Below are 25,689 nucleotides of genomic sequence, written 5' to 3'. Positions count from 1 at the left end.
GCGGTGTTATTGGTGGCAGACGGGTCAGGCGCCGAAGGCGGTCCAGCCACCGTCCACCATGATGGTTTCGCCGGTAATATAGGACGAAGCTTCCGCCGCCAGGAAAATAGCCGTACCCACCATTTCCTCCGGGCGGGCCATACGCTTCATGGGGGTCCGGGCTGCCACCCGCTCCGCGAAGTCTGCCCGGGTATCGGTGATGGCCTTTACCAGCGGTGTTTCCGTGTAGGCCGGTGCCAGGGCATTCACCCGTACTCCCCGTTCCGCCCACTCCACGGCCAGGGTCTTGGTCAGCATGTCCACACCACCCTTGCTGGCGCAATAGGCGGAAGAACCGGTTAGCCCGGTCTTGCCGGCAATGGAAGAGATATTGATGATACTGCCGCTGCGCTGGCTGAGCATATGGCGGCCGACCGCCTGGGCCATCAGGAAAACCCCGGTCAGGTTGATGTTGATGATGGTCTGCCAGTCTTCCAGGGGCAGTTCTTCGGCTGGCTTCTTGATGGTGAGGCCGGCATTGTTGATCAGCACATCAATCTGGCCGAACTCATCAATGGCGGCGTCTACTGTGGCGGAGATCTGGCCCGGGTCGCTGACGTCACAGGGCGCCACCAGGGTGCGCACACCAAGGGCCTCGGCTTCTTTCGCAACCGCTTCCAGTTCATCGCGGCTGCGACTGCACAACACCAGGTGACTGCCGGCTTCTGCCAGCCCCAGGGCGATGCTGCGACCAATGCCGCGCCCGGCCCCGGTGACCAGGCTGACCTTCCCACTCAAATCGAATAATGACATGGTATTACTGCCTTTTATGGGGTTGTTTTTATTGGGATCGCCTAAAGCAAAACATGGGATACGCAAAAAAGCCAGCCCTGAAATTCGCCATCTGAAACTCCGTTGGCCCGGTTCCTGCTTAATGCCACGAGAGAGAAAGCACCGCGTCATTTTCTGGCCGGTTCAGACCGGAGGTAAGTTCCCATGTCTTTGCTGACATCCCTGATCAAGGCAGGTACCCAGTTCCAGCAGGCGGCGACCCGTCGCAGCGAGGACGCCCGGCCCGCCGCCTCTGGCAAGACGGAGAAGCCCCAGGGGGCTGATCAGAGCGGAAAGAATGACGACCGTTTTACCCTCACCGGGGGACAGCCCCGCAGCAAGACGGGGCGGCTGTCGGTGACAGATTACCGGCAGCAGGTCGGGCAGGATATTGCCTATGTGCGGGAAACCTTGCGGCACAAGCTTGCCGAATACGGCATGCAGCCCACCACACAGATCGCTGCGTCGCGCACAGCAACGGGCGAAGTGAGCATACAGGGACGCATGCCAGAGCAACCCCGCCAGCGTATCGAGCAGGATCTCAACAATAGCCGGGAGTTCCGGGACACACTAAAGCGCCTTAGCGTCAACGAACCGACCCTGGCGTTTGTAGACACCGCCCTGAAACTGAACCACGCCTATGGCACCAGCAACACCGTGCTGGATACCCTGGTCAGCGACAACCAGCAGTTCAACGGCCTTCAGGACCTGGTGCACCGCTACGACAGTATTCGCAAGACCTTCAGCAGTAATGACGGTGGCACCCCAGAGGCGGCCCGGGATTATGCTTTCCGTCTGAACGCCCGGGCCTGAGGCAAGACCGGATCAGCCTGCCTGGAAGGGTTCCGGGTCCCCTTTGCCCACCCGCGTCACTTCGGGAACAGGGCCGGTCATGTTGACCACGGTGGTGGCGTCCATGCCACAGAAGCCACCGTCGATAATCAGGTCCAGCTCGTGTTCCAGCGCATCCCGGATCTCTTCCGGATCGGTCATGGGGTTTTCTTCGCCCGGCAGGATCAGTGTGCTGCTCATAATCGGTTCGCCCAGTTCCCCCAGCAGAGCCTGGACGATGGCATTGTCCGGCACCCGCAGGCCAATGGTGCGGCGCTTGGGGTGTAGCAGTCGGCGCGGCACCTCACTGGTGGCATCAAGAATGAAGGTGTAGGGGCCGGGGGTGAACGTCTTCAGCAACCGGTACTGGGTGTTATCCACCTTGGCGTAAACACCCACATCGGACAGGTCACGGCATACCAGTGTGAAGTTGTGCTTGTCATCCAGTTTACGGATGCGTTTGATGCGATCGGCCGCCTGCTTGTCCCCCAGATGACAGCCGATGGCGTAGCCGGAGTCGGTGGGATAGACGATCACACCCCCCTGGCGGAGAATATCTACCGCCTGCTTGATCAGCCGCTTTTGCGGGTTTTCCGGGTGAATCTGGAAAAACTGGCTCATGATGCCTGCTCCCTTTTCGAACCGCCCATACAGTTGGGTGACGAGGGTACCTGGCCGCCATTGGCTTCCCATTCCTTTGGCGTAAAGAGATGCAAGGCCAGGGCATGGACGCCACCTCGCATCTCTTCAGCCAGCGCCTGGTAGACCGCCTGGTGACGACGCACCTTCGACTGGCCTTCAAACTGGTCCGAAATAAGCGTTACCTTGAAGTGGGTTTCGGAGTTCGGCGGCACACTGTGCATATGGCTTTCGTTTTCCACGGTCAGGTGACCGCCTTCAAAACGTTCGCCCAGTTTCTGTTCAATGGACTGCTGTATCCGCATATCGGTGCCTTTTCGGTTGGAATTGCCTGTTCCTGTTGATGAAATCATCATTGTGACCTGACATCAGTTTACACCCTGTATGCCGTCTTGACAGGGGGCCCGTCAGGCGCCATCTTGCCTCTCCCTGACGGACCCGGACACGATCACACACCATGCGCCTCTATATTGCCGAAAAGCCCAGCCTGGGCCGCGCCATTGCCGATGCCCTTCCCGGCCCTTTACAGAAGGGGCCCGGCTGGCTGAAGTGTGGCGAGGGCGAACAGGCGGTAACCGTCAGTTGGTGCATTGGCCACCTGCTGGAGCCCGCCGAACCGGCCAGCTACGACCCGCGCTGGAAAGCCTGGCGCATGGGGGATCTGCCCGTGTTTCCGGACCAGTGGCAACTGGCACCCAGGGACAGTGTGACGAAACAGCTCGGGGTGCTGGAAAGCCTTGTTCGCAAGGCTGAGGTCATTTACCACGCAGGCGACCCGGACCGGGAAGGCCAGCTGCTGGTGGATGAAGTGCTGCGGTATTTCAGTGTTCGTTGCCCGGTGCAGCGGGTGCTGATCAACGACCTGAACCGGGATGCGGTACGCAAGGCCCTGGCATCACCACGGGACAACCGGGAATTCCGGCGACTGTCCCACTCTGCCCTGGCCCGGCAGCGAGCGGACTGGCTCTACGGCATCAACCTTACCCGTTATTACACCCTGAGTTACCGCCAGCAGGGCGCTGACGGAGTCTATTCAGTGGGCCGGGTACAGACCCCGGTCCTCGGGCTGATGGTGCACCGGGACGACACCATCGCGAACTTCGAGCCCAAACCCTGGTACCGGCTGACGATCACCGCTCGCCCCGCTGGCGACGGCCCTCCCGACCAGGATTTCGAGGCCCGCTGGCTGCCATCGGAAAGCCACCAGCAATACCTGGACGATGAAGACCGGCTACTGGACCGTGAGGTGGCTGAAGACATTGCCAACGCAGTGAAAGGCCGGCCTGGTCGTATTACCGCCGCCCGTTTCCGGGACCGGAAGGAAACCGCGCCCCTGCCCCTGTCACTGTCTGCCCTGCAGATCGAGGCAGGCAAGGCGCTTGGCATGGGTGCCAAGGCGGTACTGGACACCGCCCAAAGCCTGTACGAAAAGCACCAGTTGATCACCTATCCGCGGTCCGATTCCCGTTATCTGCCGGAAGGGCACCTGGAGCAGGCCGCCGCAGTCTGCCAGGCCATCGGCAAAGTGGACGACAGCCTGGCCGGTGCCGCCGGGGAGGCTGACCTGAACCGCCGCTCGGCAGCGTGGAACGATCGCAAAGTGGACGCCCACCACGCCATTATCCCCACCCTGCGGTCGAGACCGGCCGGACAGCTTAGCCAGCAGGAGCAGAACGTCTACAACCTGGTAGCCCGCTACTACCTGATGCAGTTCATGCCCGAAGCGATTCACCGGGAGGGCAAACTGGACCTGGCCATCAGCGACCATCGTTTCCGGGCTACGGAAACTGCCCTGCTGGACCCCGGCTGGAAGCTACTGGAACCACGGCAACGCGCCTCAAAAACCTCCGCCGAGGCCCCGAAAAAGCCCCTGCCCCGGCTTGAGCCGGGTGACGATGTCACCTGCATCGACAGTGCCATAAAAGAGCGACTGACCCAGCCACCCCAGCATTTCACCGATGCCACGCTGCTGGCGGCCATGACCAACATTGCCCGCTTCGTCAACGATCCCCAGCTGCGCAAAACCCTCCGGGAGACGGATGGACTGGGCACCGAAGCCACCCGGGCTGCCATCATTGAAACCCTCTTCCGCCGCGATTACCTGTTCCGGGAAGGGCGTCACATTCGTGCCACAGAGAAAGGCCGGAGCCTGATCCACGCATTGCCGGAAGCCATCAGCCAGCCGGACATGACGGCCCTGTGGGAGGCCACCCTCGAGCAGATCCGTGCGGGAGACGGCGACCCTCGCCGGTTTCTGGAGGAGCTCAAGGGCCAGATCAGCGGGTTTATCCGGCAGCCGGCCAGCAGCCCGGTGGAGGCGGCCACCGGAAGCAGCGCGGATAACAGCCACTCGGGGGATTCAGATGCCATCCACTGCCCGAAGTGCCGTGCGCCCATGCGTATACGCGAGGGCAAGTTTGGCCGCTTCCATGCCTGTACCCGCTTCCCGGACTGCAACGGCACCCGCGCCCTGGAAGACACCGCACCCCAGGACGGCACCAGCCAGCGACCCTGGCCCTGTCCCGCCTGCTACGCTCCGCTCGTGCGCAGAAAAAGCCATCGCGGATGGTTCTGGGGCTGCAGTAATTTCCCTTCCTGCCGACAAACAGTGAATGACGACAACGGCAACCCGATGGATGTCAGGCGGCCACCGGCCCGGTAATTGCCCCACCCCACCGGGAACCCGGCGTCAGAGTTACCTAAATCAAACACAATGACACTGACGTGTGTGCAAAGATTTGACACAATAATGTGACATAAACGGCCGTTTAAATGACACCCGCGCCTTGCGGCTTGGCATCACCCCAGGAGAGAGCCCATGCGTATAGCCCTGCTTGAAGACGAGCACGAACAGGCTCAGCATGTACAACAGATTCTGGCGGACCAGGGTCATCCCTGTGACAGTTTCCCCACCGGTCAGGCCTTTATCAGCGCCGTACTGCACCGCAGCTACGATCTGATGATTCTTGACTGGCAGATTCCCGACATGACCGGCCTGGACGTGCTTCGTGATATCCGTGCCCAGCTCAACTGGCCGGTTCCCGTGGTGTTTCTGACCCAGCGGGACAGCGAGCAGGATATTGTGCAGGCACTGGATGCCGGCGCCGATGACTACCTGGCCAAGCCCGCACGGCCGGCCGAGCTGATCGCCCGGATCAACGCCCTCGCCCGCCGCTCCAACCCGGATGCGGACAAGGAAGAGTTGCACTACGGCCCGTTCGTGATCAACACCAGCCGCCGCACCATCACCCTGCATGGCGAGTTGCTGACTCTGACCGACAAGGACTTTGACCTGACCCTGTTCCTGTTCCAGAACCAGGGCCGCCTGTTGACCCGGGAAATGTTGCTGGAACGGGTCTGGGGGCTGACCCGGGACATCAACACCCGCACGGTCGATACCCATATGAGCCGACTCCGCCGCAGGCTGGGCCTGAACCCGGACAACGGTTTCCGGATCAAGACCATTTATCAGCGCGGCTACCGGCTTGAGTCCATGACCGAAGCCACCGCCGGTGAAGAACCCACCACCGCCTGATACAGGACGCTGCTGTTGCACTCCGTAGCCGAAACGATTCGTCGAGTCCTGGCCCTGTTGTGTGCCATCTCACTGCTGGCGGCAATGGCACCGGCTTCTGCACATGCTGAAATGACCGTCGCGCGAGGCTCGCTCACGCACAGTCCAGCAGCTGTGAACGGTGCCCGCAGTGACTGGCACTACACCCTGAAAGATGGGGAAAGCTTCCACCTGGTTGCCCGGGAACTGCTCCGGCGCAACCTGTCGAGCCGGCAGCTGGCAAGTTATAACGGGGTTTCCTCCCCCGGCGATTTGCGTAGCGGTGATCGCATCCGTATCCCGGTAGCCTGGTTACGTCAGCAACCGGAACCGGCCCGGGTCACCGGTGTCAACGGCCATGCCCAGCTTCGCCCTTCTGACGGCGGCCCGCTACAGCGACTGACCAGCGACGACCGGATTCGGGCCGGCGATACCGTGATTACCCGTGACGGCACGGTTTCCGTTGAACTGGCGGACGGATCAAGTGTGCGTATCAACCCCTCCAGTTCGGTGGTATTCAACCGGCTTACCCGTTACGGGCGCACCGGCATGACCGATACCCGCATGCGGCTGGAGCGGGGAGGCCTCAGTAACCGTGTGCGCCCCATGATCGAGGAAGGAGCCAGGTTCGAGATCGAAACCCCGTCCGCCATTGCCGCGGTGAGGGGCACTGCCTTTGCCTTGCAGACAGACAGCAGGGGCAGCCACCTGCAAGTAACCGAAGGCCGTGTGGACTTCGGTCGCCCGGGAGCTACCCGGGAGATTCCGGCAGGCTATGCTGCAACCCTGGCCACAACCGGCTCCAATGAACTGAGAATTCGCCAGCTTCCACCAATGCCGGACGTTGGCGGTACGCCCGGAACCCTGACCAGTCTGCCGGGCAAGGTCCAGTGGGAGGCCAATGGTGCTGACCGCTACCAGGTCGACATTGTGGAAGCCGAATCGGGACGCTGGGTTCGCAGGGAGCAGACCAGCGCCAGCGAGTTGTCACTGGATGACCTGGCCAACGGCGAGTACCACCTGGAAATTGCCTCCCTTGCGACCGACGGCACCCAGGGCATGCCTGCCAGCGTTCCCCTGCAGGTAGACCTTTCCGCCCGGGCCGCCGAGCTGGTTGAGCCAGCCACAGAGGCGAAACTGGATACCGATCGCCCCAGGTTCCGCTGGCGCTACCAGGGGGACAGCGAGCGTGCCCGGGTAGAAATTGCCAGGAGCCAGGAATTCACTGACCTGGCAGCCAGCAGCGAATGGAGTCGAGAGGAAAGCGCCACACCGAACCGCCCCCTGGACGCCGGTCGTTATTACTGGCGCGTGGTAACAGAGGCTGGCGGAAATTCGGTAGCCACCAGCGAAGCCCGGGAACTGACCATCAACGGTACCCTGGACCCGGTTCGCATTCTCAGCGCCAACTATGTGGACCGCCAGGTACGCCTCTTCTGGGAGACCATAGACCAAGCATCCGGCTATCTGCTGCAGCTGTCCGAGGACCCTTCCTTTGAAGATGTGATCAAGGAAGCCACGGTGGATGACACTACCGCTGCCTTGCGCCTGATTCCCGGAAGGAGGTATTTTGTCCGGCTGCGGGCAGTGTCCGAAGGTCCAATGGCGGGCCGGTGGGGCCCTGGCCGAGAATTATATGTAGAATAAGCCTACTGTCAGACGGGTACGTCCCGGTTCTGGCAGTGCCAGAATCCACCACGCACCACAGCAGGGCCCATGACGAGGGATTGGTTTTCCACCAGACATTCAGCCTGGACGCTGGCCCTGCCCCTCATCGGCATCCTGCTGCTGCTTCAGTTGAGCACGCTGCCCCAGCGGCTCGATAACTGGCTGTACGACACACTGGTAACAGCCTTCCCGCCAGACGCCTCCGACGACCTGGTGATTGTCGCCATTGATGAAAACAGCCTTGCTGAAATCGGCCCCTGGCCCTGGCCAAGGGAGGTGCACGCCCGGCTGATACGCAACCTCACCGCAGCCGGCGCAGGCCGCATCGTAATGGATATCCTGTTTACCGAACCCACGGCGGACGACCCGATACTGGCCGATGCCATGGAGGAGCATGGTGGCGTCACCTTGCCGCTTTACATTGCCCCGGGCAGCCAGACAGACCTTTTCCGGGAGCAGGTACCCACCCCGGTACTGGCCAACGCAGCCTTCGCCCTGGGCCACGCCCATGTGGAACTGGACTCGGACGGCATCGCCCGCGGCCTGTATCTGTTCAACGGGCTGGGCAACCGGCTATGGCCAGCCATGACCCTGGCCGCCGGAGCCGACAAACCATCCCGGACCGCCCAGGACTTTACTGAACAACAGGTGCCGGCTTATATCAATGTACGCCGGGAATTTCGCCGTGTACCCCTGGCGGGGCGCAGCGGTGCCTATACAACACTCTCCTATGCGGATCTGCTGAACAACCCGGCCGCCAACGACTGGCTCGATGGCAAGACAGTGCTGGTAGGGGCCACGGCTGCCGGTTTTGGCGATGTACTGCCCACCCCCTTTTCCGGGCTGGCCCAACCCATGCCGGGTGTCGAGTTCCACGCCAACGCCCTGGCAGCAGCCGAGCGGGGCGAACTGATTGCTGTCGCGCCCCGCTTCTGGCCGGCCGGACTTGCCCTGTTCACGGTTCTGGTAGTGGTTCTGGTGCTGCCACGACTGCGCCCCAGTGGCACCTTTATATTCTCCTGCCTGATGTTCACCGCCATCATGGTCAGTGCCGTAACGGCCTTACTGGCGTTCAACCTTTGGCTGCCCATCGCCCATGCGCTGCTGGTTCTGGTGGTAGCCTTTCCCCTTTGGAGTGCCCGGCGCCTGTCCCTGGCCAACCGGTTCCTGAATCAGCAAATCGATCAGCTTGAGCGGGGCAACCTGTTACACCTGCCCGCCACCTGGAGCCGCAGCCCCCGCCAGATTCTGGCCAACCTCCAGGCCCTTCTGACCCCCGATGGCTGGCTGCTTATGGAAGACGGTTGCATTATCGAGCAACACAAACTACTTCCTGAAGATAACCACCCGGGCTGGCATTACCCACCAGGCCACTGGCACCACGATCAGGGCATCAGCCGGGTGACCCTCGTCCGGGGCGATAACCGTTACCGCCTTGCCCTGCGCCTGCCCGCTGGTCTGGCAGGTGCCGCTGCCGAGCGATACCTGGGACGACTGACCCTGCAGGCACCGGAACAGGAGCCGATCGCTGTCACCCGGGAAAACCTGTCGACCCGGATCAACCGGGCACAGGAAGCAACCCAGAAGCTCAATCACATCCAGGGCTTTATCTGGCGAAGCTTTGAGCACATGCCTGACGGCATCATTGTGACCGACCCACTGGGGCTGATCCTGTTTGCCAATGGGCATGTGCCCCGCTGGTTCAACGAACCGCAACCAAGCCTGCAGGGCATGTCCCTGGCGACGCTGCTACAGGGCCACGACCCTCGCAGCCCGGGCTGGGCGGAGACCCTGGCCGACACCCTGACCCAGCAGCAAAGCCGCACTGTGGACCTGCACCTGCACGGGCGGGACTTTCTGATCCACTTTGCCCCTTTCCTGCTGCCGGACAGTCAACAGAACGGCATAATTGCCAACATTTCCGACATTTCCGAGTTGCGGGAGCAGCAACGCCAGCACCGCGAGGCCATCGACTTTATCTCCCATGACGTGCGTTCGCCGCTGGTTTCCCAGCTGGCCCTGATTGAACAGCTCAAACGTCGTCCCGGGGAAGTACAGGTGGAGCAGCTGGACCAACTGCGCAAGCTCGCACGCCGCAGCTACCATCTCGCGGAAGAATTCGTCCAGCTGGCCCGGGCGGAACAGCTCACGGAAACCCGTTTCTACGACTGCGAGTTCCTCGCCATTGTGGAGAACGCCCGCGACAGCGTCAGCGAACAGGCCCTGGAGAAGAACATAAAACTGGTGCTGCTGGGCAATGATGACCTGTGGCTGAGGGGTAATGCGGAATTGCTGGAGCGGGCGGTGATCAACCTGCTCACCAACGCCGTTCAGTATTCCGAACCCGGCACATCAGTGACCATGCAGGTGTTCCGCGCCGGACACCAGGCCTGCCTGACCGTGACCGACGAGGGGCCGGGGATTGCAGCCTCGGAACTGCCGACGCTCTTCGACCGCTTCCAGCGACAAAAAAGCAGCGAGCTGGCAGGCAAGCACGGCGTTGGCCTCGGGCTGTCCTTCGTGAGCGTAGTGGTCGAGAAACACAAGGGGGAGATTGCAGTGGAATCCAGGGAGGGCGAAGGCTCGGCCTTTACCCTCAAGCTGCCGGTGGCAGACCACTCAGAAGGCACCTGAGCCCTGCTCAGATGGCACGGGATACCGGCGCACTGGGGGCACTTATCAGGCCAGTGCTATCAACGGTCTGTACAGCGAAGTACCAGGTGCCGGAGGCAAGCCCTTCCACCTTATAACTGCACTCGAGCACCCTGCAGTCCACCTGGGCCTGTTGACTCAGGTTCGACGGGTCCTTTCCATACCGCACGATGTAGCCATCAATATCTGTCTGGTAACTGATCTGCTCACCATTCACGCGCTGGCCCGGCGCGAGCCAGCTCAGGGACACAGCCGCCTCACCGGAACTATTTGCTTCAGCCACACGGGCCCCGTCATTACCGCCGGATGTCGCGCCTGAACCAGAGTCCGAGCCACCACAGCCTGCCAGAAAAAAAGCACCCAGAACGACGACAATGGCGGATCGTGAAACTCCAGGGGTGAAAAACGGCATGTACTCAACTCCGGCCTGTCAGGGATTTTGCAGGATTTTACAAAATCCTTGCCTGACAAGTTGTGAAGAAAGCCCGCTTTTCGGTCATTAATAACAGGGAAATGGTGAGATCTTGTAAGAAAACGTTAAAAACAGAAATAGCCTGGCATGGAACGAGACAACCCGCCCGGAGCCAGATAAAGGAAAATCGATGAAGGTAAAAATGGTGGGTGGTGCAGGGATCGAACCTGCGACCCTCGCCTTGTAAGGGCGATGCTCTCCCAGCTGAGCTAACCACCCGGGAAGGAAAATGGCGGAGCGGACGGGACTCGAACCCGCGACCCCCGGCGTGACAGGCCGGTATTCTAACCAGCTGAACTACCGCTCCGCATCGTCAACAAAAAGACCGATGCCTTCTTGCCAACCACTGCTGACCGGGGTAAGCCAGCAGTCCGGAAAATGGTGGGTGGTGCAGGGATCGAACCTGCGACCCTCGCCTTGTAAGGGCGATGCTCTCCCAGCTGAGCTAACCACCCATTTCCGGGACACCGGGTTGATGTCAGCGGCGCGTTGCCGTGTTCATCAACCAAGTGAGACGCGCATTTTAAGTATTTCTGACGCGGTGTCAAATGTTTCCGGGAAATTTTCCTGAAATTTTTCAACCACCCCAAAAACCGCTTAATTTCCAGTCAATTCCGTCATTTACACCAAGCCCGTTATTGCGCCCTGAGCTGGTCGACCTGCTCCTGAAGGCGGATCAGGCGAGAGGTCAGCTGAGCGCGGGAGGCATCCACCGATTCCAGCGTCTGCTCCGCCTCACTGAGCCGGCTGCGAGTGGCTGACAACTGCTGACTGAGCTCAGCCACCCGGCCATCTCCGGACTCCAGGGACTGTATGCGACTCTCCAGCCCCTCGATGGTCAGAGACTGTTCCTGGCGGAACCGGGTCAACTGCTGGCTCACTTTTTCATCAACGCCTTCCATCTCATTCGACAGGGAGGCTACCCGCTCGTTCGTCTCATTGATGGCCTGCTCCATGGTTTCCACCGACGATGTCAGCTCGGCCTGGCGTTGCCCGGTTTGCTCAACGGTGCCGCCGAGGCTATCGAGTTCTTCCGTCAATGCGGCAACCGACGCCTCCGTATCGGACAAGCCGGTGGCCAAGGTGTCTACCTGTCCGCTCAATGTTTCCTGCTGTTCCGACAGTGACTCGATCCGGGGCCGGTTCTTCTCATTGGCCAGGACCCAGAGCTTGCGAATCTCATCGTTGGCCTCTTCCAGCGTCTGGCCAACCTCGGTCAACCGCTCTTCCATGGACGACCCCGTTTCTTCCAGGCTTTCACCGGTCTCTGAAAGGTCCCCCTCGAATCTTGCCAGCGCCAGCTTGCTTTGCCGGCTCCAGTAATCGGCCTCTTCCAGCTGATTCTCCATGGCGGAAACCTTCTGCTGCATCTGCCAGCCGAACCAGCCGGCAACCCCGGCAACGACAACCAGCAGAAAGATCAGCAGCCAGATCACCCCACGGCCCGGACCGCCGGTTCCATCGCTCTTGCGCCGCGGTGGCGGATTTCTCCCACCGCCAGCAGCGGAGCGCCTGGCTTCCCCCTGCGGAGCTGTTGCCTTCGGTTTACCACCCTTGCCGGCAATGGGCTCCCGGGCGCGAAGCTCGTCTTCATCGGGGCGAATCGAATCCATAACCACTCCTGATTCAGTTACTACAAAGGTACTGAAAAGAAAATCAAGTCAATGGCGAGTGATCATATCCGCTCCCGGCCGGGTTGACCAACCGGGCCACAACGGCAAAACCCGTCGGATCCGTTTGCATGGCGAACGGTCAGATCCTAAAATGGCGGGCTTTCCAGACGACGGGCCTGGATTTCCTCCGGCAACGCATTCAGCCTGCGCACCGGACCACAGCCAGCTTGCCCGCTGCCGACACCTTCATCGCCGGGGACACCGCTATGCAACCGCTGGTAGGCATCATCATGGGCTCCAAATCGGACTGGCCCACCATGGAACATGCCACCCTGATGCTCGACAAACTGGGCGTCAGCTACGAGACCCGGGTGGTTTCCGCCCACCGCACACCGGACCTGCTGTTCGACTACGCCAAAAGCGCCGGAGATCGGGGCCTGAAAGTCATCATCGCCGGCGCCGGTGGTGCCGCACACCTGCCCGGCATGGTCGCCTCCCAGACCTCGGTGCCCGTGCTGGGCGTACCGGTACAGTCCAAGGCCCTGAACGGCCTGGACTCCCTGCTCTCCATCGTCCAGATGCCCGGCGGCGTCGCGGTAGGCACCCTGGCCATCGGCAATGCCGGCGCCACCAACGCCGGCCTGCTGGCTGCCCAGATCATTGGCAGTTTTGACGAGAATGTGCGTAAAGCGGTGGATGCGTTCAGGGCTGGCCAGACGGATGCCGTTCTCAACAACCCCGATCCAAGGTCTTGACGACGTCACCTCCACTGTTGACAGAGCAGGTGGGGCAGGGTTTTCCAGGACTGTGCCACGCCAGGGATGGCGGAACCCAGGCGACACATGGAAGTGCCGGAAGGAGCGTGTCCTGGAAAACCCTGCCCCACCTGCCCGGACTCCGAAGCGATAACGTAACCAGGAGAAACCAATGAGAATCGGCGTACTAGGCGCAGGCCAACTGGGAAGAATGCTGGCCCTGGCTGGCTACCCACTGGCCAAGACTTTTGTCTTCTACGACATGTCCGGCAACCCAAGCGCCGGCGTTGGTGACGTTATCATCGACAAGGAAGGCAAGAACCTTGACGACTTCCTCTCCCGGGTCGACGTCGTCACCTATGAATTCGAACACCTGCCCGTGGCGATTGCCGAAAAAATCGCCGAGAGCAAACCGGTCCATCCGGTACCCCGGGCGCTCCAGGTATGCCAGAACCGCGAAGCTGAAAAGACCCTGTTCGGCAACCTGGGCATCCCCACTCCCCAGTGGCGCATGGCCGATAGTGCTGCGTCGCTGCGTAAGGCCGCCGAAGAGCTTGGCTGCCCGGTTGTCGCCAAGTCCAATACAGAAGGCTACGACGGCAAGGGCCAGGCCGTATTGCGCAGTCCGGAGGACGCTGAACAGGCCTGGAACACCATCGGCCATAATCGCCTGATGGTGGAGAAGTTTGTCGAGTTTACCCGGGAGGTTTCCATCATCGCCGTGCGGGGCACCGACGGGGACGTCGCTTTCTATCCCATGGCGGAAAACGTCCACCACGACGGCATTCTCCGGTACTCCATTGCCCCGGCGCCCCGGCTCAGCTCCAGACTGGAAGAGAAGGCCGACGGTTATATCCGCGCGCTGCTCAACGAACTGGACTACGTGGGCGTACTTGCCCTCGAGCTCTTCGAAACCGCGGACGGCCTGGTAGCCAATGAAATGGCCCCCCGGGTCCACAATTCCGGCCACTGGACCATGGAAGGCGCCATGACCAGCCAGTTTGAGAACCATATCCGTGCAGTCTCCGGCCATCCGCTGGGCAACACCGCTGCCCGGGGGCTCAGCTGTATGGTGAACATCATCGGCGAGCACGGCGATATCAAACGCATACTCGAGCTGCCCTATGCCCATCTGCACCTGTACGCAAAGGACGAACGCCCGGGGCGCAAGCTGGGGCACGTCAACGTACTGGCTGACAGTTACGAAGAGCTCAAGTGGCGGGTGCGCAACCTTGCCCAGTTCCTGCCCGGCAGCCCTGAACTGGACTGCTCGCTGACCCGCAACGCCGGAGAAACCTGAACCATCGCTAATCCGGAGCAGCCACCCCGGCGTAAAGTTTTACCCCGGCTGCCCTTGAAAAAAATCAAGCAGACCCGATACTTGATGGTTGCAGAGTTACAAACGAGTGCCGTTGTAACGCAGTATTGCTGCAGCACCAACGCGCTATAAACGTTCATCGGGGGTATCACCAACCCCTGAAATACTGAGAGAAACCAGGGAGAACGACCTCATGGCTTTTGAACTTCCCGCACTTCCGTATGCCAAGAACGCACTGGAACCGCACATCTCCGAAGAAACTCTGGAATACCATTACGGCAAGCACCACAACACCTATGTCACCAAGCTCAACGGCCTGGTGGAAGGTACCGATGATGCCAACAAGTCCCTGGAAGACATCATCAAGAGTGCCAGCGGCCCGCTGTTCAACAACGCCGCGCAGGTCTGGAACCACACCTTCTACTGGCACTGCCTGAGCCCCAACGGCGGTGGCGAGCCCACCGGTGCAGCCAAGGAAGCCATCGAGAAGGCCTTCGGCTCTTTCGAAGACTTCAAGAAAGAATTCAACGACAAGGCCGCCAACAACTTCGGTTCAGGCTGGACCTGGCTGGTGAAGAAGGCTGACGGCTCTGTTGCTATCGCCAACACCAGCAACGCCGAAACACCACTGACCGGCCCGGACAAGCCGGTACTGACCGTTGATGTGTGGGAGCACGCCTATTACATCGACTACCGCAACAGTCGTCCCAACTACCTGGAAGCTTTCTGGAACCTGGTCAACTGGGACTTTGTGAACGAAAACCTGGCCTGATCAGGCCCTGTTTACGTCACATCTGCGCCTCCATACCGGCGCTTTGGAAGCCCGCCACTGTGCGGGCTTTTTCTTTGCCTGAAGCCGGGATGTGTAGCCGACACCACGCCTTACAAATTGAAACACCACCTGCCATCGTATTCTGAAAAAATGGTTATCTGGTCAGTGCAAACAACGAGATCTGGTCCATACTGAATCATTAGGGTGCTGTGTCAAAACACACCGGAACCAGGCAATCCCATCCTGATGCGACGACGATGACAGAAGATTTCCAACTGGAACGACGACTGGGCTCCCGTATGCTCCGCTGGGTGCTCTCTGCGGCCATTATTGCAGGCATCCTGCTGAGCGTGGTCCAGGTCATCCTGGACGCACGCCGGGTATCCGCCGAGGTTGACCGCCATGCCCAGCAAACCATTGAGCTGGTCCGGGACGCCGCCACCCAGGCCATCTTCAGCCTGGACGAGGCCCTGGGCGACCAGGTGGTCTCCGGGCTGTTCGGCCAGGATGAGCTGCAACGCGTCACCATACGCCACCCGGAAGGGGATATCCTGGCGGGCCATCAACGTTCCCTGACGGACTCCCCCTGGCGCACGGTCACCGACTGGATTTTCGGGGAAACCCGCACCTACACCACCGACCTGCAGCGCAGCGACCTGGCCCCGACCAGCAAGCCGGTGGTCTATGGGGAACTGGAAGTCGTCTATGACACGGCACCAGCCGCCCGAGCCTGGGTGGAGCGCTCCGCCCTCACTTTCCTGGTGGGTGTTGCCCGGGCCACGAGTGTCGGCCTGATACTGTTCCTGGTCATGTACTGGCTGATGACCAAGCCCCTGCAGAACCTTGTAAACTCTCTGCTCCGGGTTGACCCGGAGCATCCGGACCGGAACCTGCTGCAACGTCCACAAGGCCATGACAAGGACGAACTGGACGTACTGGTGCGGGTTATCAATAACCTGCTGACCTCGATCGCGGAAAGCCGGCGCAAGCATCAGGACGCCGAGAACCGGGCCAACCGCCTGAGCCGTTACGACCAGCTCACTGGGTTGCCCAGCCGGGAAACCATCCTGTCATCCCTGACCACGGCCATCGACGAATGTCACCGAAACCGGGACTGCCTGGCGGTCTACTGCTGTGGCATCGATGATTTCAAGTCCATCAACGAACAGCTCGGTTACGAAACCGGCGACCGGATTCTGCAGGTACTGGCAGAGCGGCTCAATCAGCAGTCCAGTCATCAGCGGGTCCTGGCCGGCCGTCTCAACGGTGACCAGTTTGTCGTGATCGCCAACCCGGTGGAGGACCAGTACGAAGCGGCGGAACTGGCCGAATGTCTGCTGCAACTGTTCAGGGAACCAGTCCGACTCGAAGGTAGCAAATTCGATATCACCGCTACCATCGGCGTTGCCCTGTACCCGGCCGACGCCAACGAGGCCGGGCACCTGCTCCAGCATGCCGAACATACCATGACCCTGGCCAAAGCCGAGGCGAGCAACCACAGCCGCTTCTACATCGCCAGCGTTGACCAGCAAATCCGCGCCCGCAAACAGCTGGAGAAAGACCTGTCCCAGGCCCTTCACCGGGGCGAATTCCATCTGGTCTATCAGCCGCAGATCAGCCTGCAGACCAACCGCATCATTGGCGCAGAGGCCCTGCTGCGCTGGACCCACCCGGAACGGGGCATGGTGCCACCCGACCATTTCATCCCCATCGCAGAACTGAACGGCACCATCGTTGAAATCGGCGAGTGGGTACTGGACGAAGCCTGCCGACAGGCCGCCGCCTGGGCGGGCGCCGGCCTGCCTCTGCGCATTGCCGTCAACCTGTCGGCCGTCCAGCTCCGGCGGGCGGACATCGTCGGAACCGTCCTGGCAACCCTGGGCCGCCACGAAATTCCGCCAGGCCGACTGGAACTGGAAATTACCGAAACCGGTTTTATGGAAAACCTGGAAGATGCGGTCGAGAAACTCCGCCAGCTCAACAGCGCTGGTATCAACATTGCCGTCGATGACTTTGGCACGGGCTACTCCTCCCTGACCTACCTCAAACGAATGCCGGTCCAGCACATCAAGATTGACAAACAGTTTGTCCAGGACCTGCTCACCAACGACGACGACACCCGTATTGCCAACACCATCATCGACCTGGGTAGAAGTCTCAACCTGTCAGTGATCGCCGAGGGCGTGGAAACCCACGAACAGGAGTTCTACCTGCGCCAGCGTGGCTGCCAGATCGCCCAGGGCTACCATTTCAGCCGCCCGCTGACACCGGAAGCTTTTCAGGAATTTGTGGCCCAATTCCATGGCAAACTTGAGGAAAACGTGGACAATCCGCAATATAACCGCTGACGCCAACCAGGAACGGACCCACTATGACCTCAACACTCATCGGCCTCGCCGTCATTGCCGTTGTAGTTATCTACATCATTGCCATCTACAACCAGCTCGTCTCCTACCGTAACCAGTTCAAGAACGGCTTCGCCCAGATCGACGTACAGTTACAGCGCCGACACGACCTTATCCCCAACCTGGTGGAGTCCGCCAAGGCCTACATGAGCCACGAACGGGGCACCCTCACAGAGGTCATGGAAGCCCGCAACGGCGCCGTCAACGCCCAGAAAGACGCCGCCTCCGACCCCGGCGAGGCGGGCAAGATGAAGAAACTCGGTATGGCTGAAGGCCTTCTGGACAAGGCCTTGGCGAACTTCTATGCGGTGGCGGAGAACTACCCGGACCTCAAGGCCAACGAAACCGTCCAGCAGCTGATGGAAGAACTCTCCAGCACCGAAAACCGCGTCGCCTTCGCCCGCCAGGCCTACAACGACAGTGTCATGAGCTACAACATCCACCGGGAGAAGTTTCCCAACAACATCGTGGCGGGTCTGTTCGCGTTCAAACCCACGGCCCAGCTGGAGCTGGAGTCCCCGGAAGCGCGAACCGCACCAAAAGTCAGCTTCTGACAGTAGGTAACTCACAAGTTCGAGGACAGGGGCCCGGGCTGAGGTTCCCGGACCTTCAAAAACACGGACGTTTTTGAAGAGCCTACATGGACGTATCTACGGCGTGTCCGGGAACCTCAGCCCGGGGCGCTGGCCATGCACCGGCGCAAACCTTCCCCCGAATTCCCATTCTGGATCCGCACGACTCAAGAGCTTATCAATGGCCAAAAAAGGATTCTTCGAACGCCAGGCCACCGCCAAACGCAACACCGCATTGTTGGTCTTCCTGTTCACCATAGCCGTCACCCTCATCGCCCTGGCCGTCTGCGTCGTCGGCTACTTCGTCACCCGCAGCGACACCACCAGCCTGCCCTTCCACCAGTGGCTGATGAGCTACCATGGCGTCATGACGGCAACCGTCGTCGTCCTGCTCATCACAGGCGCCTCCGCCATTCGCTGGATCGACCTGGCCGGCGGCGGCGACCGCGTCGCCAACATGGTCGGCGCCCGGCTACTCGACCCCTCCAGTCAGGACCCCGACGAACGCCGCTACCGCAACGTCGTCGAAGAAATGGCCATCGCCAGCGGTGTACCCGTACCCCAGCTCTACGTTATGGACCATGAAACCGGCATCAACGCCTTCGTCGCCGGCTATAGCCCCAACGAAGCAGTCATGGTGGTCACCCACGGCGCACTCACCCGACTGACCCGGGATGAACTCCAGGGGGTCATTGGCCATGAATTCAGTCATATACTTAACGGTGACATGCGCATTAACGTCCGCCTGATCGCCCTGCTGGCCGGCATACTCGCCATCGGCCAGATCGGCACCTTCCTGCTCCACAGCGCCGGCAGCCGCACACACATTCGTACCTCCCGGGGCCGCAACAACGGCCAGGGTGTCATACTCATTGTGGCCCTTGCACTAACGATCATAGGCTACGTGGGGGTGTTCTTCGGCCGCCTGATCCAGGCTGCGGTCTCCCGGGAACGGGAACGCCTGGCCGACGCATCGTCGGTCCAGTTTACCCGCAACCCCGAAGGCATCGGCGGAGCCCTCTACAAGATCGGACTCACCAGCGGATACTTCCAGAGCACCAGCCACGCCAACGACATGAACCACATGTGCTTTGGTGAAACCACCAAAATGGCCTTCAGCCGGCTGCTGGGCTCCCACCCGCCTATCGACGACCGTATCGAAGCCATCCAGCCTGGCCTGATTACCCGTCTGCGCAGCCGGTTTCGTGACCTGCCTGCCGACGACAGCCCCCCCCAGCCCGCGGGGGGCGCAACCAACCCCCTGGGAGCCAGCGGGTTTGGCGACACCAGCACCGACAAAGGCTACGGAGCCATAACCGCCAACGCAGGGACGGTGGCACCGGAGACGGAACAGTACGCCAGCCAACTGCTGGCCCGCCTGCCCGCCAACGTACGCGAACTGCTCTACACCCGCGCAGGGGCCGTACAGCTGGTCTATGCACTGCTGACCCGCGATCTGCCGCAGGAAACCGCAGACGCCATGCTGAGCTTTACAGACGACCATATTGTTCTGCGCCCGCGCAGCGACCTGATCAGCAAGATCATGCCCACGCTGCTTCGAGAGAGCGATGCCATACGTCTCCCTGCGCTGGAACTGGCCATGCCGGCGCTGCGCAAGCTGGATCCCGACGAACGCAAGGCCCTGGTTAAGCGCGTGGGGGAACTCGCCCAGACCGACAGCCGGGTTACCCTGTTCGAATTTGCCCTCCACAGCTTCCTCAAACGTCACCTGGCATGGGACGCTGGCAGGGTCGTGCCGGTACGTTACCGTAACTACAAAGCGGTGGGGACAGACCTGAATCTGCTGTTCAGCCTCATGGCCCGGGCAGGAACCGCCAACAACAGGGAAGCCGCCAGACTTCACCAGCAGGCCATTGGCAGTTTCATCATGGGGCAGCGCACCTCTGAACCGGTGCTGATTCCCCGCGCCACGGTGGCATCACTGAGCGACAGCCTCAAGCGCCTGAACCAGCTCTCACCCATGCTTAAACCGGCCATCCTGGAAGCCTGTGCCCAGTGCGTTCAGCACGACGGGCAGGTAGAAGCCCGGGAGTATGAGCTGCTGAGAATCGTCGCAGACCAGCTTGATACGCCGTTGCCCTTGCTGCGAGGCATGCCCGCCAAGTAAAACCTCGGAAACGCGACGCTTAATCGCCGTCGCTCAAAAAAAAACGCCATCAGCATAAGCTGATGGCGTTTCTGTGCAGACTGTCACCTTGGCGGGAGCAGGTTCAGGATGCCTCGTCGAGGGCATCGGCGTCGTCCTCCACCATTCCCTGCTTGCCCTTGAATATACTCTCGATAGCAGGCGGGTCCTTCTCATCCGGCAGTCCGAGCTTCTCCCGGACGCCGAGATTGATGTCCCACAGGCCCCGGTATTTCTCTTCCGTGACCTCAGCGGACTTGGCCTTGTCGAGCATGATGGTCGGCCGCAGGAACACCAGCAGGTTACGTTTCTCCCGGCTCTCTGACTCGGATGAGAAGAGTTTGCCGAGGATCGGGATATCACCCAGCAGCGGCACCTTGCTCTTGTTGATGCGGAGGTTATCGTTAATCAGCCCCCCCAGTACGATGGTTTCGCCATCGTCTGCCAGCACCGTGGTCTTGATTTCCCGTTTGTTGGTGACAATGTCCGAGGCATTCTCTACGCTGTCAGCCACATCCTCGGTGGTCTGCTCCACCACCAGACGAACCAGGCCATCGTCACTGATGCTCGGGGTCACCTTCAGGGTCAGACCGATATCCCGGCGCTCAATAGTGGTAAACGGGTTACTCAGACCGTCCCCGGCGGTGGCCTGCTCGCCGGTCCGGAACGGTACGTTCTGGCCCACGATAATTTCCGATTCCTGGTTATCCAGGGTGATAATACTGGGGGTGGACAGCAGATTGGCCGCTGCCGAGGTGGACAGTGCCTGCAGTAAGACGCCCCAGGTAATACCATCACGATCACGCTGGCCGGCGCCTATGGTGATGCCCCCAGCCGCAGGTGTAATTGCACTGTCCGAGAGAATGGCACTGATCACATCGCCGATGCTGCGGCCAACGTTGTTGAAATTGCTGCCAATGACCGGTGTTGATGAACCACCTTCGTCCCCCACGGCAAACTGTACACCAAGGTCACTTCCCAGCTGATCGCTGATCTCGACAATGGCCGCCTCAATCATCACCTGTGCCCGGCGCACATCCAGCTGGGAGATAATCATCTCCGCCTCCTGCATCATGGACGGCTCGCCACGCAGTACCAGCGCGTTCAGGCCCTCGTCAGCAAACACCGAGAAGCCCGTGCTGTTCCGGCGGGAGTTTCCGCCGCCACTGCCGCCCTCGCCTTCAGCCTCGCGGACCACCTCGCCCATCACCCCTTCGAGGATTTCCGTCAGGTTCTTCGCGTCACCATGGTTGAGCCGGACGACCTTGGTGGTGCCGCCTGACGCCGATGGCTGATCCAGTTGGCGAATCAGGTTCCGTATCTTGTCACGGAAATTCTTGTCACCCCGGAGAATCAGCCGGTTACTGCGCTCATCAGCGGTGACGCTGAACTTGCGAGCCGGGGACTCTCCGCCGCCACCGGACCTGCCCAGCTCGTCCGGTGCAAGCTCCTGCAGCAGGGTAACCATGTCCCCCACCCAGGCCTCGTCGAGCTGAATAACTTCCACTTCGTATTCCGACGGGCTGTCCAGGTCACGGACAATATTCTCGATACGGCGAATATTGTTCTCATGGTCACTTACGATCAGGGCGTTGGCGGCGGCAACACCAGCGAGGTGTCCGTACTTGGCCACCAGGGGACGCAGGATGGGTACAAGCTCAAGGGCATTGGCGTTGTTGACCGCGATAACCCGGGTAACAAGCTGCTCACTGGGAGTCTGTTCAAAGCGGGTAAGGTCCTCGGCATTCTGCTTGGCATCCACCTGCTGGATAACCTTGATCACCTCTTCTCCGGGGATGGCCGTAAAACCATGTACCTGGAGGACGGCCAGGAACAGATCATAGATCTCGTCCTTGTTCATGGGGGCGCTGGAGAGCACGGTCACCTTGCCCTTGACCCGGGGGTCTACCACAAAGCTGTAGCCGGTGATGTCTGCCACCTGGGTCACAAAGGCGCGGATATCCGCGTCCTTCAGGTTAAGCCGCCAGGTACCTTCGCCGGACTCCTGGGCCATGGCCGTCAATGGCAGCAACAGGGCCAGAACCAGGGCCCGCATGAGAGGTGTGGTGAGCTTAATCATGCAACGATCGCGTCCTGTATCGATGAAGCCTTGAAAGGCATCTGAAAAATCACGCCTGCCGTCCGGCATCCAGAAGCCATCCAGCTTTCTGATTATCCTCGGGAACGGCCGTCCCCGGTCTTTCCTGGTGAAGCCCCTGACGGCCTCATGAATCCGGCAACGCATAGGTTACCGTGAAACGGGCGCCATCCCGTTCAACTTCAACCTGCAACTGCCGCTCGGAACGGAGTGTATCCAGCAGTTGACGGTCCTGCTCCAGGTCTCCGAGCGGGTAGCCGTTGACGGCGGTGATCACATCGCCTTCCCGGAGATTGACAGCTCTCAACATGGCGTTGGAACCATCAAACACATAGCCCTGAGAGCCGCCATCGTCCACCGGTCGAAGACCGAATGCAAGTAACGCGTTCGCACCTTCGCTATCCAGCCTTGCCTGGGCCTGATCAAGGAAATCTTCGGAAGAACCGGCAGAGCTCACCGGCTCCTCCGAGGCCAGCGCTGGCCCGTCATAATCATCGTCGAATGTCAGCGACTCGTAGGCTCCCTGGCGCCGGATCAGTATACGCCCGGGCTCTACCTCCACAAGTTCGGCATTACCTGGCAAGACATCGCCCACCCGATAATGGGCAGTGACGTTACCCCCGCTAGTGACTATAGCACCGGAGTTCTCCGGCCGCTCCGCCACCAGCACGCCCTCCAGCGTCAGTCGAAGAGTGGTTTCCGGGGCACTCTGACGCACCGACCTGGCCACGGGCTGGTCGCTGGCCGGACGGCCGAACAACTCGAAGCTGGCCAGGGGTGCCTTTACCGCAGTCCCGCCGCCTGTGGCTGCCCCATCGGGCTGGTACAGGGGGGATACCGGCTGCTCGTTCCAAAGAACCAGCCAGGTCAGCCAGGCAAGAAAGATAGCGAGGTGAGCCACCAGCCCCACCAGCAACAGATTGCCCAGCCACCTCGGTACCCAGGCCGGCACAATGTCACGCCTGACCCTGGCCATCAGAAACGCCCCCCCGGCAGCAACGGCTGCTGCACCTGGAAGATCACATCTCCCGGCCGGGCGCCGCCAGACCAGGATTGACCCGTAAGGTCCACCATACGCTTGTAGACGCGGATCTCCATCATGCCGGTGAGTGACAGGCTGGCCTCAGCGGCAGGGTCAGCCTGGCCCTGCTCACTGATGCGAAGCAGAAAGCCGCTGGTCGACTCGGTCAGGGTCGCCTGCATGGGCGGGAAAACCGCAGTCTGTCGACGGTCACCCATGGGCCAGCTGACATTCCCCCCCGGCCAGCGCGCGAGCCCCGTGGCGCTCTCCAGTTGCTGGTCGGTGACCGCAACCCGCAGCCGGTCGATGATCACATCGCCCTCGAGCAGGGCGCCACCGTTCTGACGAATCACGTCAGCAAACTCCGGAATATGCAGGCGTCCGGTCAGGTCCGCCCTCAGCGAGCCGGGCCAGTCCAGGATGAGACTCCCTTCCACACGGGATGAAACTGTCTCGAGGGTGAGCTCGACGGGCTGGCGTAGCGCCACCACGTCAGGCCAGGATAACTGCCACTCCACCCGGACCGGCCTGCGCTGGACATCGACACGGGCGGCTCCGTTCCAGAGCTTGCCGGACACCTGTTGCACCGACATGCCCGGTGGCAGCTGAATATGGGAGGAAGCCCGGGCCCACACCCATCCCGCTGGCAGCAGGGCCACCAGCGCCGCGGCGTAGACAAGTAGCAGCAATAGCACCAGCAGGATCACCTTGGCGGGCCTGATGAAGGGTCTGGGGGAAGAATCTGTCATTGTTGTCCGGGTGCCATGGCAACTGCCTGTTTCCTGAATTATGGCAGCAACCTGCATCAACTTTGTAATATTGATTCACAGGTTGAAAGCCACCCGATGCATTCTACGTGAACTGCAACACGATGAGAAAACCTGATCAACAAAAAACCCCGCCGGGAGGGTCCCAGGCGGGGTTTCGGGGCGGCACCACCTTGCAGGAAGGCAATGCTCGGGGGCCGGGCAGGCTAATGTCGGGTAAGGAATGGCCATTGCTGGCCACCCCTCCCCTAAGAACCGTACGTGCGAGTTTCCCCGCATACGGCTCAAGCCTTTGTAAGCTCACTCCAAGGAGCGAGCCGGCGGCCTTGTTGATGTAACTGCCTGTGGCAGTTTGGATGCAGCAGCAGGAGATTCTCCAGCTTGTCATCGCCACCTTTATGTCGCTCGTGAACGTGGTGGGTGTCCCACCCCGTCTCGAACGTAATGTGCTGATTACACATCGGGCAGCGCTTGAACTGGCGAATCCAGAGCTTGTGCACTCTCCGTCGACCGTACTCCGAGATTTTCCACGCGTAGTCCATGCGTTTCTCGAAATACTGTTCATCCGATGGGTCATACGGATTGGCTTCGGCCCTGATCTTCGTGTGCCGCTGAATCGTCGTGTCGTTTGCATAAAGCAGTGCGGCGATCTTGCCACCGGGGTATACGTCGGAAAATACCCAGCTTCGCTTCCCAGCGCGCTTGAAGTACTTCTCCCGCACCCAGCGCTTACGACGGTTTAAATGCCGCCGCTTGCACCACTGCCATAGCAACTTCCAGATACGATAGTCCACGTAGTTGAAGGTTTCCTTAGCCACAACGTGTCTGTGGTAGTTCGCCCAGCCCCGAATTATCGGATTGAGCATATCCACCAGCATCCACGCCGGAACCGTTTTGTTACCTTTCACCACGCCCCTTACCTTCTTAAGAAAGCTTCTCAGGTTGTCGTGGGACGGCTTTATTAGCAGCTTATCCCCGTACTTCCTGATGTTCTGACCCAAGAAGTCGAACCCGTCCTCAATATGCGTCACGACGGTTTTCTCCGTCGAAAGCTCCAGCCCCCTCTCAGCCATAAAGGCTTCAACGAGCGGCAGAACTTCTTCCTCTAGCAACTCTTTCGAGATACCAGTGATGACGAAGTCATCCGCGTAGCGCACATAGTTGACCTTGGTCTTGTAGCTGGCTTTGGTGTTTTTCTTCCCAAAATGGGTTTCCAACACCTCTTCCAATCCATCAAGAGCCAGATTGGCCAACACCGGCGAGATGATGCCCCCTTGCGGGGTGCCCGCCTCAGTCGGATTCAGCAGGCCGGACTCCATGTATCCTGCCTTCAGCCATTTCCTGACAACTGCCCTATCCAAAGGGACATTGGCAACGAGCCAGTCGTGACTGATGTTATCGAAACACCCCTTGATATCGCCCTCAAGAACCCAGGTGGCCGAGTTACGGCGCCCCAGATTCACAAACAGCTGTTCAATCGCATCTGCGGTTGAACGATTGCATATTCCGGCCCATCATGAACACCCATTCCGGACGAACGTGAACACCAGTTCTGGTTTAACGTGAACAGTCATTCTGGTCGAAGATGAACACTTTT

At 60.5% G+C, this 25,689-nt stretch carries 20 protein-coding genes and 3 tRNA genes; 11 read left to right on the top strand and 12 right to left on the bottom strand.

Translation table 11 applies throughout. From position 1 onward, the window contains the following. Window positions 1-24 precede the first annotated feature (24 nt). Window positions 25-792 carry an SDR family NAD(P)-dependent oxidoreductase gene (locus tag ACESMZ_RS14880; protein ID WP_372957810.1) on the bottom strand — a complete coding sequence of 256 codons (768 nt, stop codon included), beginning with the start codon at window positions 790-792 and terminating at the stop codon, window positions 25-27. Window positions 793-975: 183 nt separating this feature from the next. Here ACESMZ_RS14880 and ACESMZ_RS14875 point away from each other — a divergent pair, with 183 nt between their 5' ends. Next, the gene (locus ACESMZ_RS14875) at window positions 976-1,623 is read left to right on the top strand and encodes a hypothetical protein (protein WP_372957811.1); all 648 of its coding nucleotides are present in this window, start codon (window positions 976-978) and stop codon (window positions 1,621-1,623) included. A 12-nt stretch (window positions 1,624-1,635) separates the two neighbouring features. Here ACESMZ_RS14875 and ACESMZ_RS14870 read toward each other — a convergent pair whose 3' ends face one another. Beyond that, window positions 1,636-2,262, bottom strand: coding sequence for an L-threonylcarbamoyladenylate synthase (locus tag ACESMZ_RS14870; RefSeq protein ID WP_372957812.1), 627 nt, complete (start codon window positions 2,260-2,262; stop codon window positions 1,636-1,638). Further along, window positions 2,259-2,585, bottom strand: a complete 327-nt coding sequence (locus ACESMZ_RS14865; RefSeq protein ID WP_372957813.1) for a BolA family protein — start codon at window positions 2,583-2,585, stop codon at window positions 2,259-2,261. Before ACESMZ_RS14865 ends, ACESMZ_RS14870 begins: the two co-directional genes overlap by 4 nt. A 152-nt stretch (window positions 2,586-2,737) precedes the next feature. Between ACESMZ_RS14865 and ACESMZ_RS14860 the strand changes: the two genes are divergently transcribed. The 4 genes from ACESMZ_RS14860 (at window position 2,738) to ACESMZ_RS14845 (ending at window position 10,135) form a co-directional block, all read left to right on the top strand. Further along, window positions 2,738-4,942, top strand: a complete 2,205-nt coding sequence (locus ACESMZ_RS14860; RefSeq protein WP_372957814.1) for a DNA topoisomerase 3 — start codon at window positions 2,738-2,740, stop codon at window positions 4,940-4,942. A gap of 156 nt (window positions 4,943-5,098) precedes the next feature. Continuing rightward, entirely contained in the window at window positions 5,099-5,815 is a 717-nt protein-coding gene (locus tag ACESMZ_RS14855; protein ID WP_372957815.1) for a response regulator transcription factor, read from the top strand. Window positions 5,816-5,830: 15 nt separating this feature from the next. After that, entirely contained in the window at window positions 5,831-7,480 is a 1,650-nt protein-coding gene (locus ACESMZ_RS14850; RefSeq protein ID WP_372957816.1) for a FecR domain-containing protein, read from the top strand. Between the two features lie 69 nt (window positions 7,481-7,549). Continuing rightward, a complete protein-coding gene (locus tag ACESMZ_RS14845; RefSeq protein ID WP_372957817.1) occupies window positions 7,550-10,135 on the top strand; it encodes a CHASE2 domain-containing protein in 2,586 nt (861 codons plus the stop codon). Between the two features lie 7 nt (window positions 10,136-10,142). Here the strand turns inward: ACESMZ_RS14845 and ACESMZ_RS14840 are convergent, their stop codons facing one another. The 5 genes from ACESMZ_RS14840 to ACESMZ_RS14820 all read right to left on the bottom strand — a co-directional run bounded on the left by ACESMZ_RS14840 (window position 10,143) and on the right by ACESMZ_RS14820 (window position 12,238). After that, on the bottom strand, window positions 10,143-10,436 hold the full coding sequence (locus tag ACESMZ_RS14840) for a fibronectin type III domain-containing protein (protein ID WP_372957818.1): 294 nt from the start codon (window positions 10,434-10,436) through the stop codon (window positions 10,143-10,145). Between the two features lie 332 nt (window positions 10,437-10,768). Then, window positions 10,769-10,844: transfer RNA gene (locus ACESMZ_RS14835), tRNA-Val, on the bottom strand. A gap of 11 nt (window positions 10,845-10,855) precedes the next feature. Continuing rightward, window positions 10,856-10,932, bottom strand: a tRNA-Asp gene (locus tag ACESMZ_RS14830). A 72-nt stretch (window positions 10,933-11,004) separates the two neighbouring features. Next, a tRNA-Val gene (locus ACESMZ_RS14825) sits at window positions 11,005-11,080 on the bottom strand. A 180-nt stretch (window positions 11,081-11,260) separates the two neighbouring features. Continuing rightward, entirely contained in the window at window positions 11,261-12,238 is a 978-nt protein-coding gene (locus ACESMZ_RS14820) for a hypothetical protein (protein WP_372957819.1), read from the bottom strand. Between the two features lie 266 nt (window positions 12,239-12,504). On the opposite strand from ACESMZ_RS14820, the gene purE reads away from it, so the two are divergent. The 6 genes from purE to ACESMZ_RS14790 all read left to right on the top strand — a co-directional run bounded on the left by purE (window position 12,505) and on the right by ACESMZ_RS14790 (window position 20,188). Next, window positions 12,505-12,993, top strand: a complete 489-nt coding sequence (gene purE, locus ACESMZ_RS14815) for a 5-(carboxyamino)imidazole ribonucleotide mutase (protein WP_372957820.1) — start codon at window positions 12,505-12,507, stop codon at window positions 12,991-12,993. A 172-nt stretch (window positions 12,994-13,165) separates the two neighbouring features. Further along, complete coding sequence (locus tag ACESMZ_RS14810) at window positions 13,166-14,293, top strand: 5-(carboxyamino)imidazole ribonucleotide synthase (protein ID WP_372957821.1); 1,128 nt, start codon at window positions 13,166-13,168, stop codon at window positions 14,291-14,293. Between the two features lie 211 nt (window positions 14,294-14,504). After that, window positions 14,505-15,083 (top strand): superoxide dismutase [Fe], encoded by a 579-nt coding sequence (gene sodB, locus ACESMZ_RS14805; RefSeq protein WP_091849680.1) that lies wholly within the window; start codon window positions 14,505-14,507, stop codon window positions 15,081-15,083. A gap of 257 nt (window positions 15,084-15,340) precedes the next feature. After that, window positions 15,341-17,431 (top strand): putative bifunctional diguanylate cyclase/phosphodiesterase, encoded by a 2,091-nt coding sequence (locus ACESMZ_RS14800; protein WP_372957822.1) that lies wholly within the window; start codon window positions 15,341-15,343, stop codon window positions 17,429-17,431. 23 nt (window positions 17,432-17,454) lie between these two features. Continuing rightward, window positions 17,455-18,042, top strand: coding sequence for a LemA family protein (locus tag ACESMZ_RS14795; protein ID WP_372957823.1), 588 nt, complete (start codon window positions 17,455-17,457; stop codon window positions 18,040-18,042). A 199-nt stretch (window positions 18,043-18,241) separates the two neighbouring features. After that, the gene (locus ACESMZ_RS14790) at window positions 18,242-20,188 is read left to right on the top strand and encodes a M48 family metallopeptidase (RefSeq protein ID WP_372957824.1); all 1,947 of its coding nucleotides are present in this window, start codon (window positions 18,242-18,244) and stop codon (window positions 20,186-20,188) included. 103 nt (window positions 20,189-20,291) lie between these two features. On the opposite strand, the gene gspD is transcribed toward ACESMZ_RS14790, so the two are convergent. The 4 genes from gspD to ACESMZ_RS14770 all read right to left on the bottom strand — a co-directional run bounded on the left by gspD (window position 20,292) and on the right by ACESMZ_RS14770 (window position 25,597). Continuing rightward, window positions 20,292-22,286, bottom strand: a complete 1,995-nt coding sequence (gene gspD, locus ACESMZ_RS14785) for a type II secretion system secretin GspD (RefSeq protein ID WP_372957825.1) — start codon at window positions 22,284-22,286, stop codon at window positions 20,292-20,294. A gap of 145 nt (window positions 22,287-22,431) precedes the next feature. Continuing rightward, on the bottom strand, window positions 22,432-23,280 hold the full coding sequence (locus ACESMZ_RS14780) for a type II secretion system protein N (RefSeq protein ID WP_372957826.1): 849 nt from the start codon (window positions 23,278-23,280) through the stop codon (window positions 22,432-22,434). Then, window positions 23,280-24,074, bottom strand: coding sequence for a type II secretion system protein N (gene gspN / locus ACESMZ_RS14775; protein WP_372957827.1), 795 nt, complete (start codon window positions 24,072-24,074; stop codon window positions 23,280-23,282). The genes ACESMZ_RS14780 and gspN overlap by 1 nt, the downstream gene beginning before the upstream one ends. A 302-nt stretch (window positions 24,075-24,376) precedes the next feature. Further along, the gene (locus tag ACESMZ_RS14770) at window positions 24,377-25,597 is read right to left on the bottom strand and encodes a reverse transcriptase domain-containing protein (RefSeq protein ID WP_372972876.1); all 1,221 of its coding nucleotides are present in this window, start codon (window positions 25,595-25,597) and stop codon (window positions 24,377-24,379) included. Between the last annotated feature and the right edge of the window lie 92 nt (window positions 25,598-25,689).

This window comes from Marinobacter sp. (assembly GCF_041690615.1).
In the GTDB taxonomy this organism is placed as follows: domain Bacteria; phylum Pseudomonadota; class Gammaproteobacteria; order Pseudomonadales; family Oleiphilaceae; genus Marinobacter.
This window is presented reverse-complemented; position numbering and strand designations above follow the sequence as displayed.

What these genes read in the sequence shown, in the direction of transcription:
- ACESMZ_RS14880 (WP_372957810.1), bottom strand. Translation starts at nt 792, where the DNA reads ATGTCATTATTCGATTTGAGTGGGAAGGTCAGCCTGGTCACCGGGGCC.
- ACESMZ_RS14875 (WP_372957811.1), top strand. Translation starts at nt 976, where the DNA reads ATGTCTTTGCTGACATCCCTGATCAAGGCAGGTACCCAGTTCCAGCAG.
- ACESMZ_RS14870 (WP_372957812.1), bottom strand. Translation starts at nt 2,262, where the DNA reads ATGAGCCAGTTTTTCCAGATTCACCCGGAAAACCCGCAAAAGCGGCTG.
- ACESMZ_RS14865 (WP_372957813.1), bottom strand. Translation starts at nt 2,585, where the DNA reads ATGCGGATACAGCAGTCCATTGAACAGAAACTGGGCGAACGTTTTGAA.
- ACESMZ_RS14860 (WP_372957814.1), top strand. Translation starts at nt 2,738, where the DNA reads ATGCGCCTCTATATTGCCGAAAAGCCCAGCCTGGGCCGCGCCATTGCC.
- ACESMZ_RS14855 (WP_372957815.1), top strand. Translation starts at nt 5,099, where the DNA reads ATGCGTATAGCCCTGCTTGAAGACGAGCACGAACAGGCTCAGCATGTA.
- ACESMZ_RS14845 (WP_372957817.1), top strand. Translation starts at nt 7,550, where the DNA reads ATGACGAGGGATTGGTTTTCCACCAGACATTCAGCCTGGACGCTGGCC.
- ACESMZ_RS14820 (WP_372957819.1), bottom strand. Translation starts at nt 12,238, where the DNA reads ATGGATTCGATTCGCCCCGATGAAGACGAGCTTCGCGCCCGGGAGCCC.
- purE (WP_372957820.1), top strand. Translation starts at nt 12,505, where the DNA reads ATGCAACCGCTGGTAGGCATCATCATGGGCTCCAAATCGGACTGGCCC.
- ACESMZ_RS14810 (WP_372957821.1), top strand. Translation starts at nt 13,166, where the DNA reads ATGAGAATCGGCGTACTAGGCGCAGGCCAACTGGGAAGAATGCTGGCC.
- sodB (WP_091849680.1), top strand. Translation starts at nt 14,505, where the DNA reads ATGGCTTTTGAACTTCCCGCACTTCCGTATGCCAAGAACGCACTGGAA.
- ACESMZ_RS14800 (WP_372957822.1), top strand. Translation starts at nt 15,341, where the DNA reads ATGACAGAAGATTTCCAACTGGAACGACGACTGGGCTCCCGTATGCTC.
- ACESMZ_RS14795 (WP_372957823.1), top strand. Translation starts at nt 17,455, where the DNA reads ATGACCTCAACACTCATCGGCCTCGCCGTCATTGCCGTTGTAGTTATC.
- ACESMZ_RS14790 (WP_372957824.1), top strand. Translation starts at nt 18,242, where the DNA reads ATGGCCAAAAAAGGATTCTTCGAACGCCAGGCCACCGCCAAACGCAAC.
- gspD (WP_372957825.1), bottom strand. Translation starts at nt 22,286, where the DNA reads ATGATTAAGCTCACCACACCTCTCATGCGGGCCCTGGTTCTGGCCCTG.
- ACESMZ_RS14780 (WP_372957826.1), bottom strand. Translation starts at nt 23,280, where the DNA reads ATGGCCAGGGTCAGGCGTGACATTGTGCCGGCCTGGGTACCGAGGTGG.
- gspN (WP_372957827.1), bottom strand. Translation starts at nt 24,074, where the DNA reads ATGACAGATTCTTCCCCCAGACCCTTCATCAGGCCCGCCAAGGTGATC.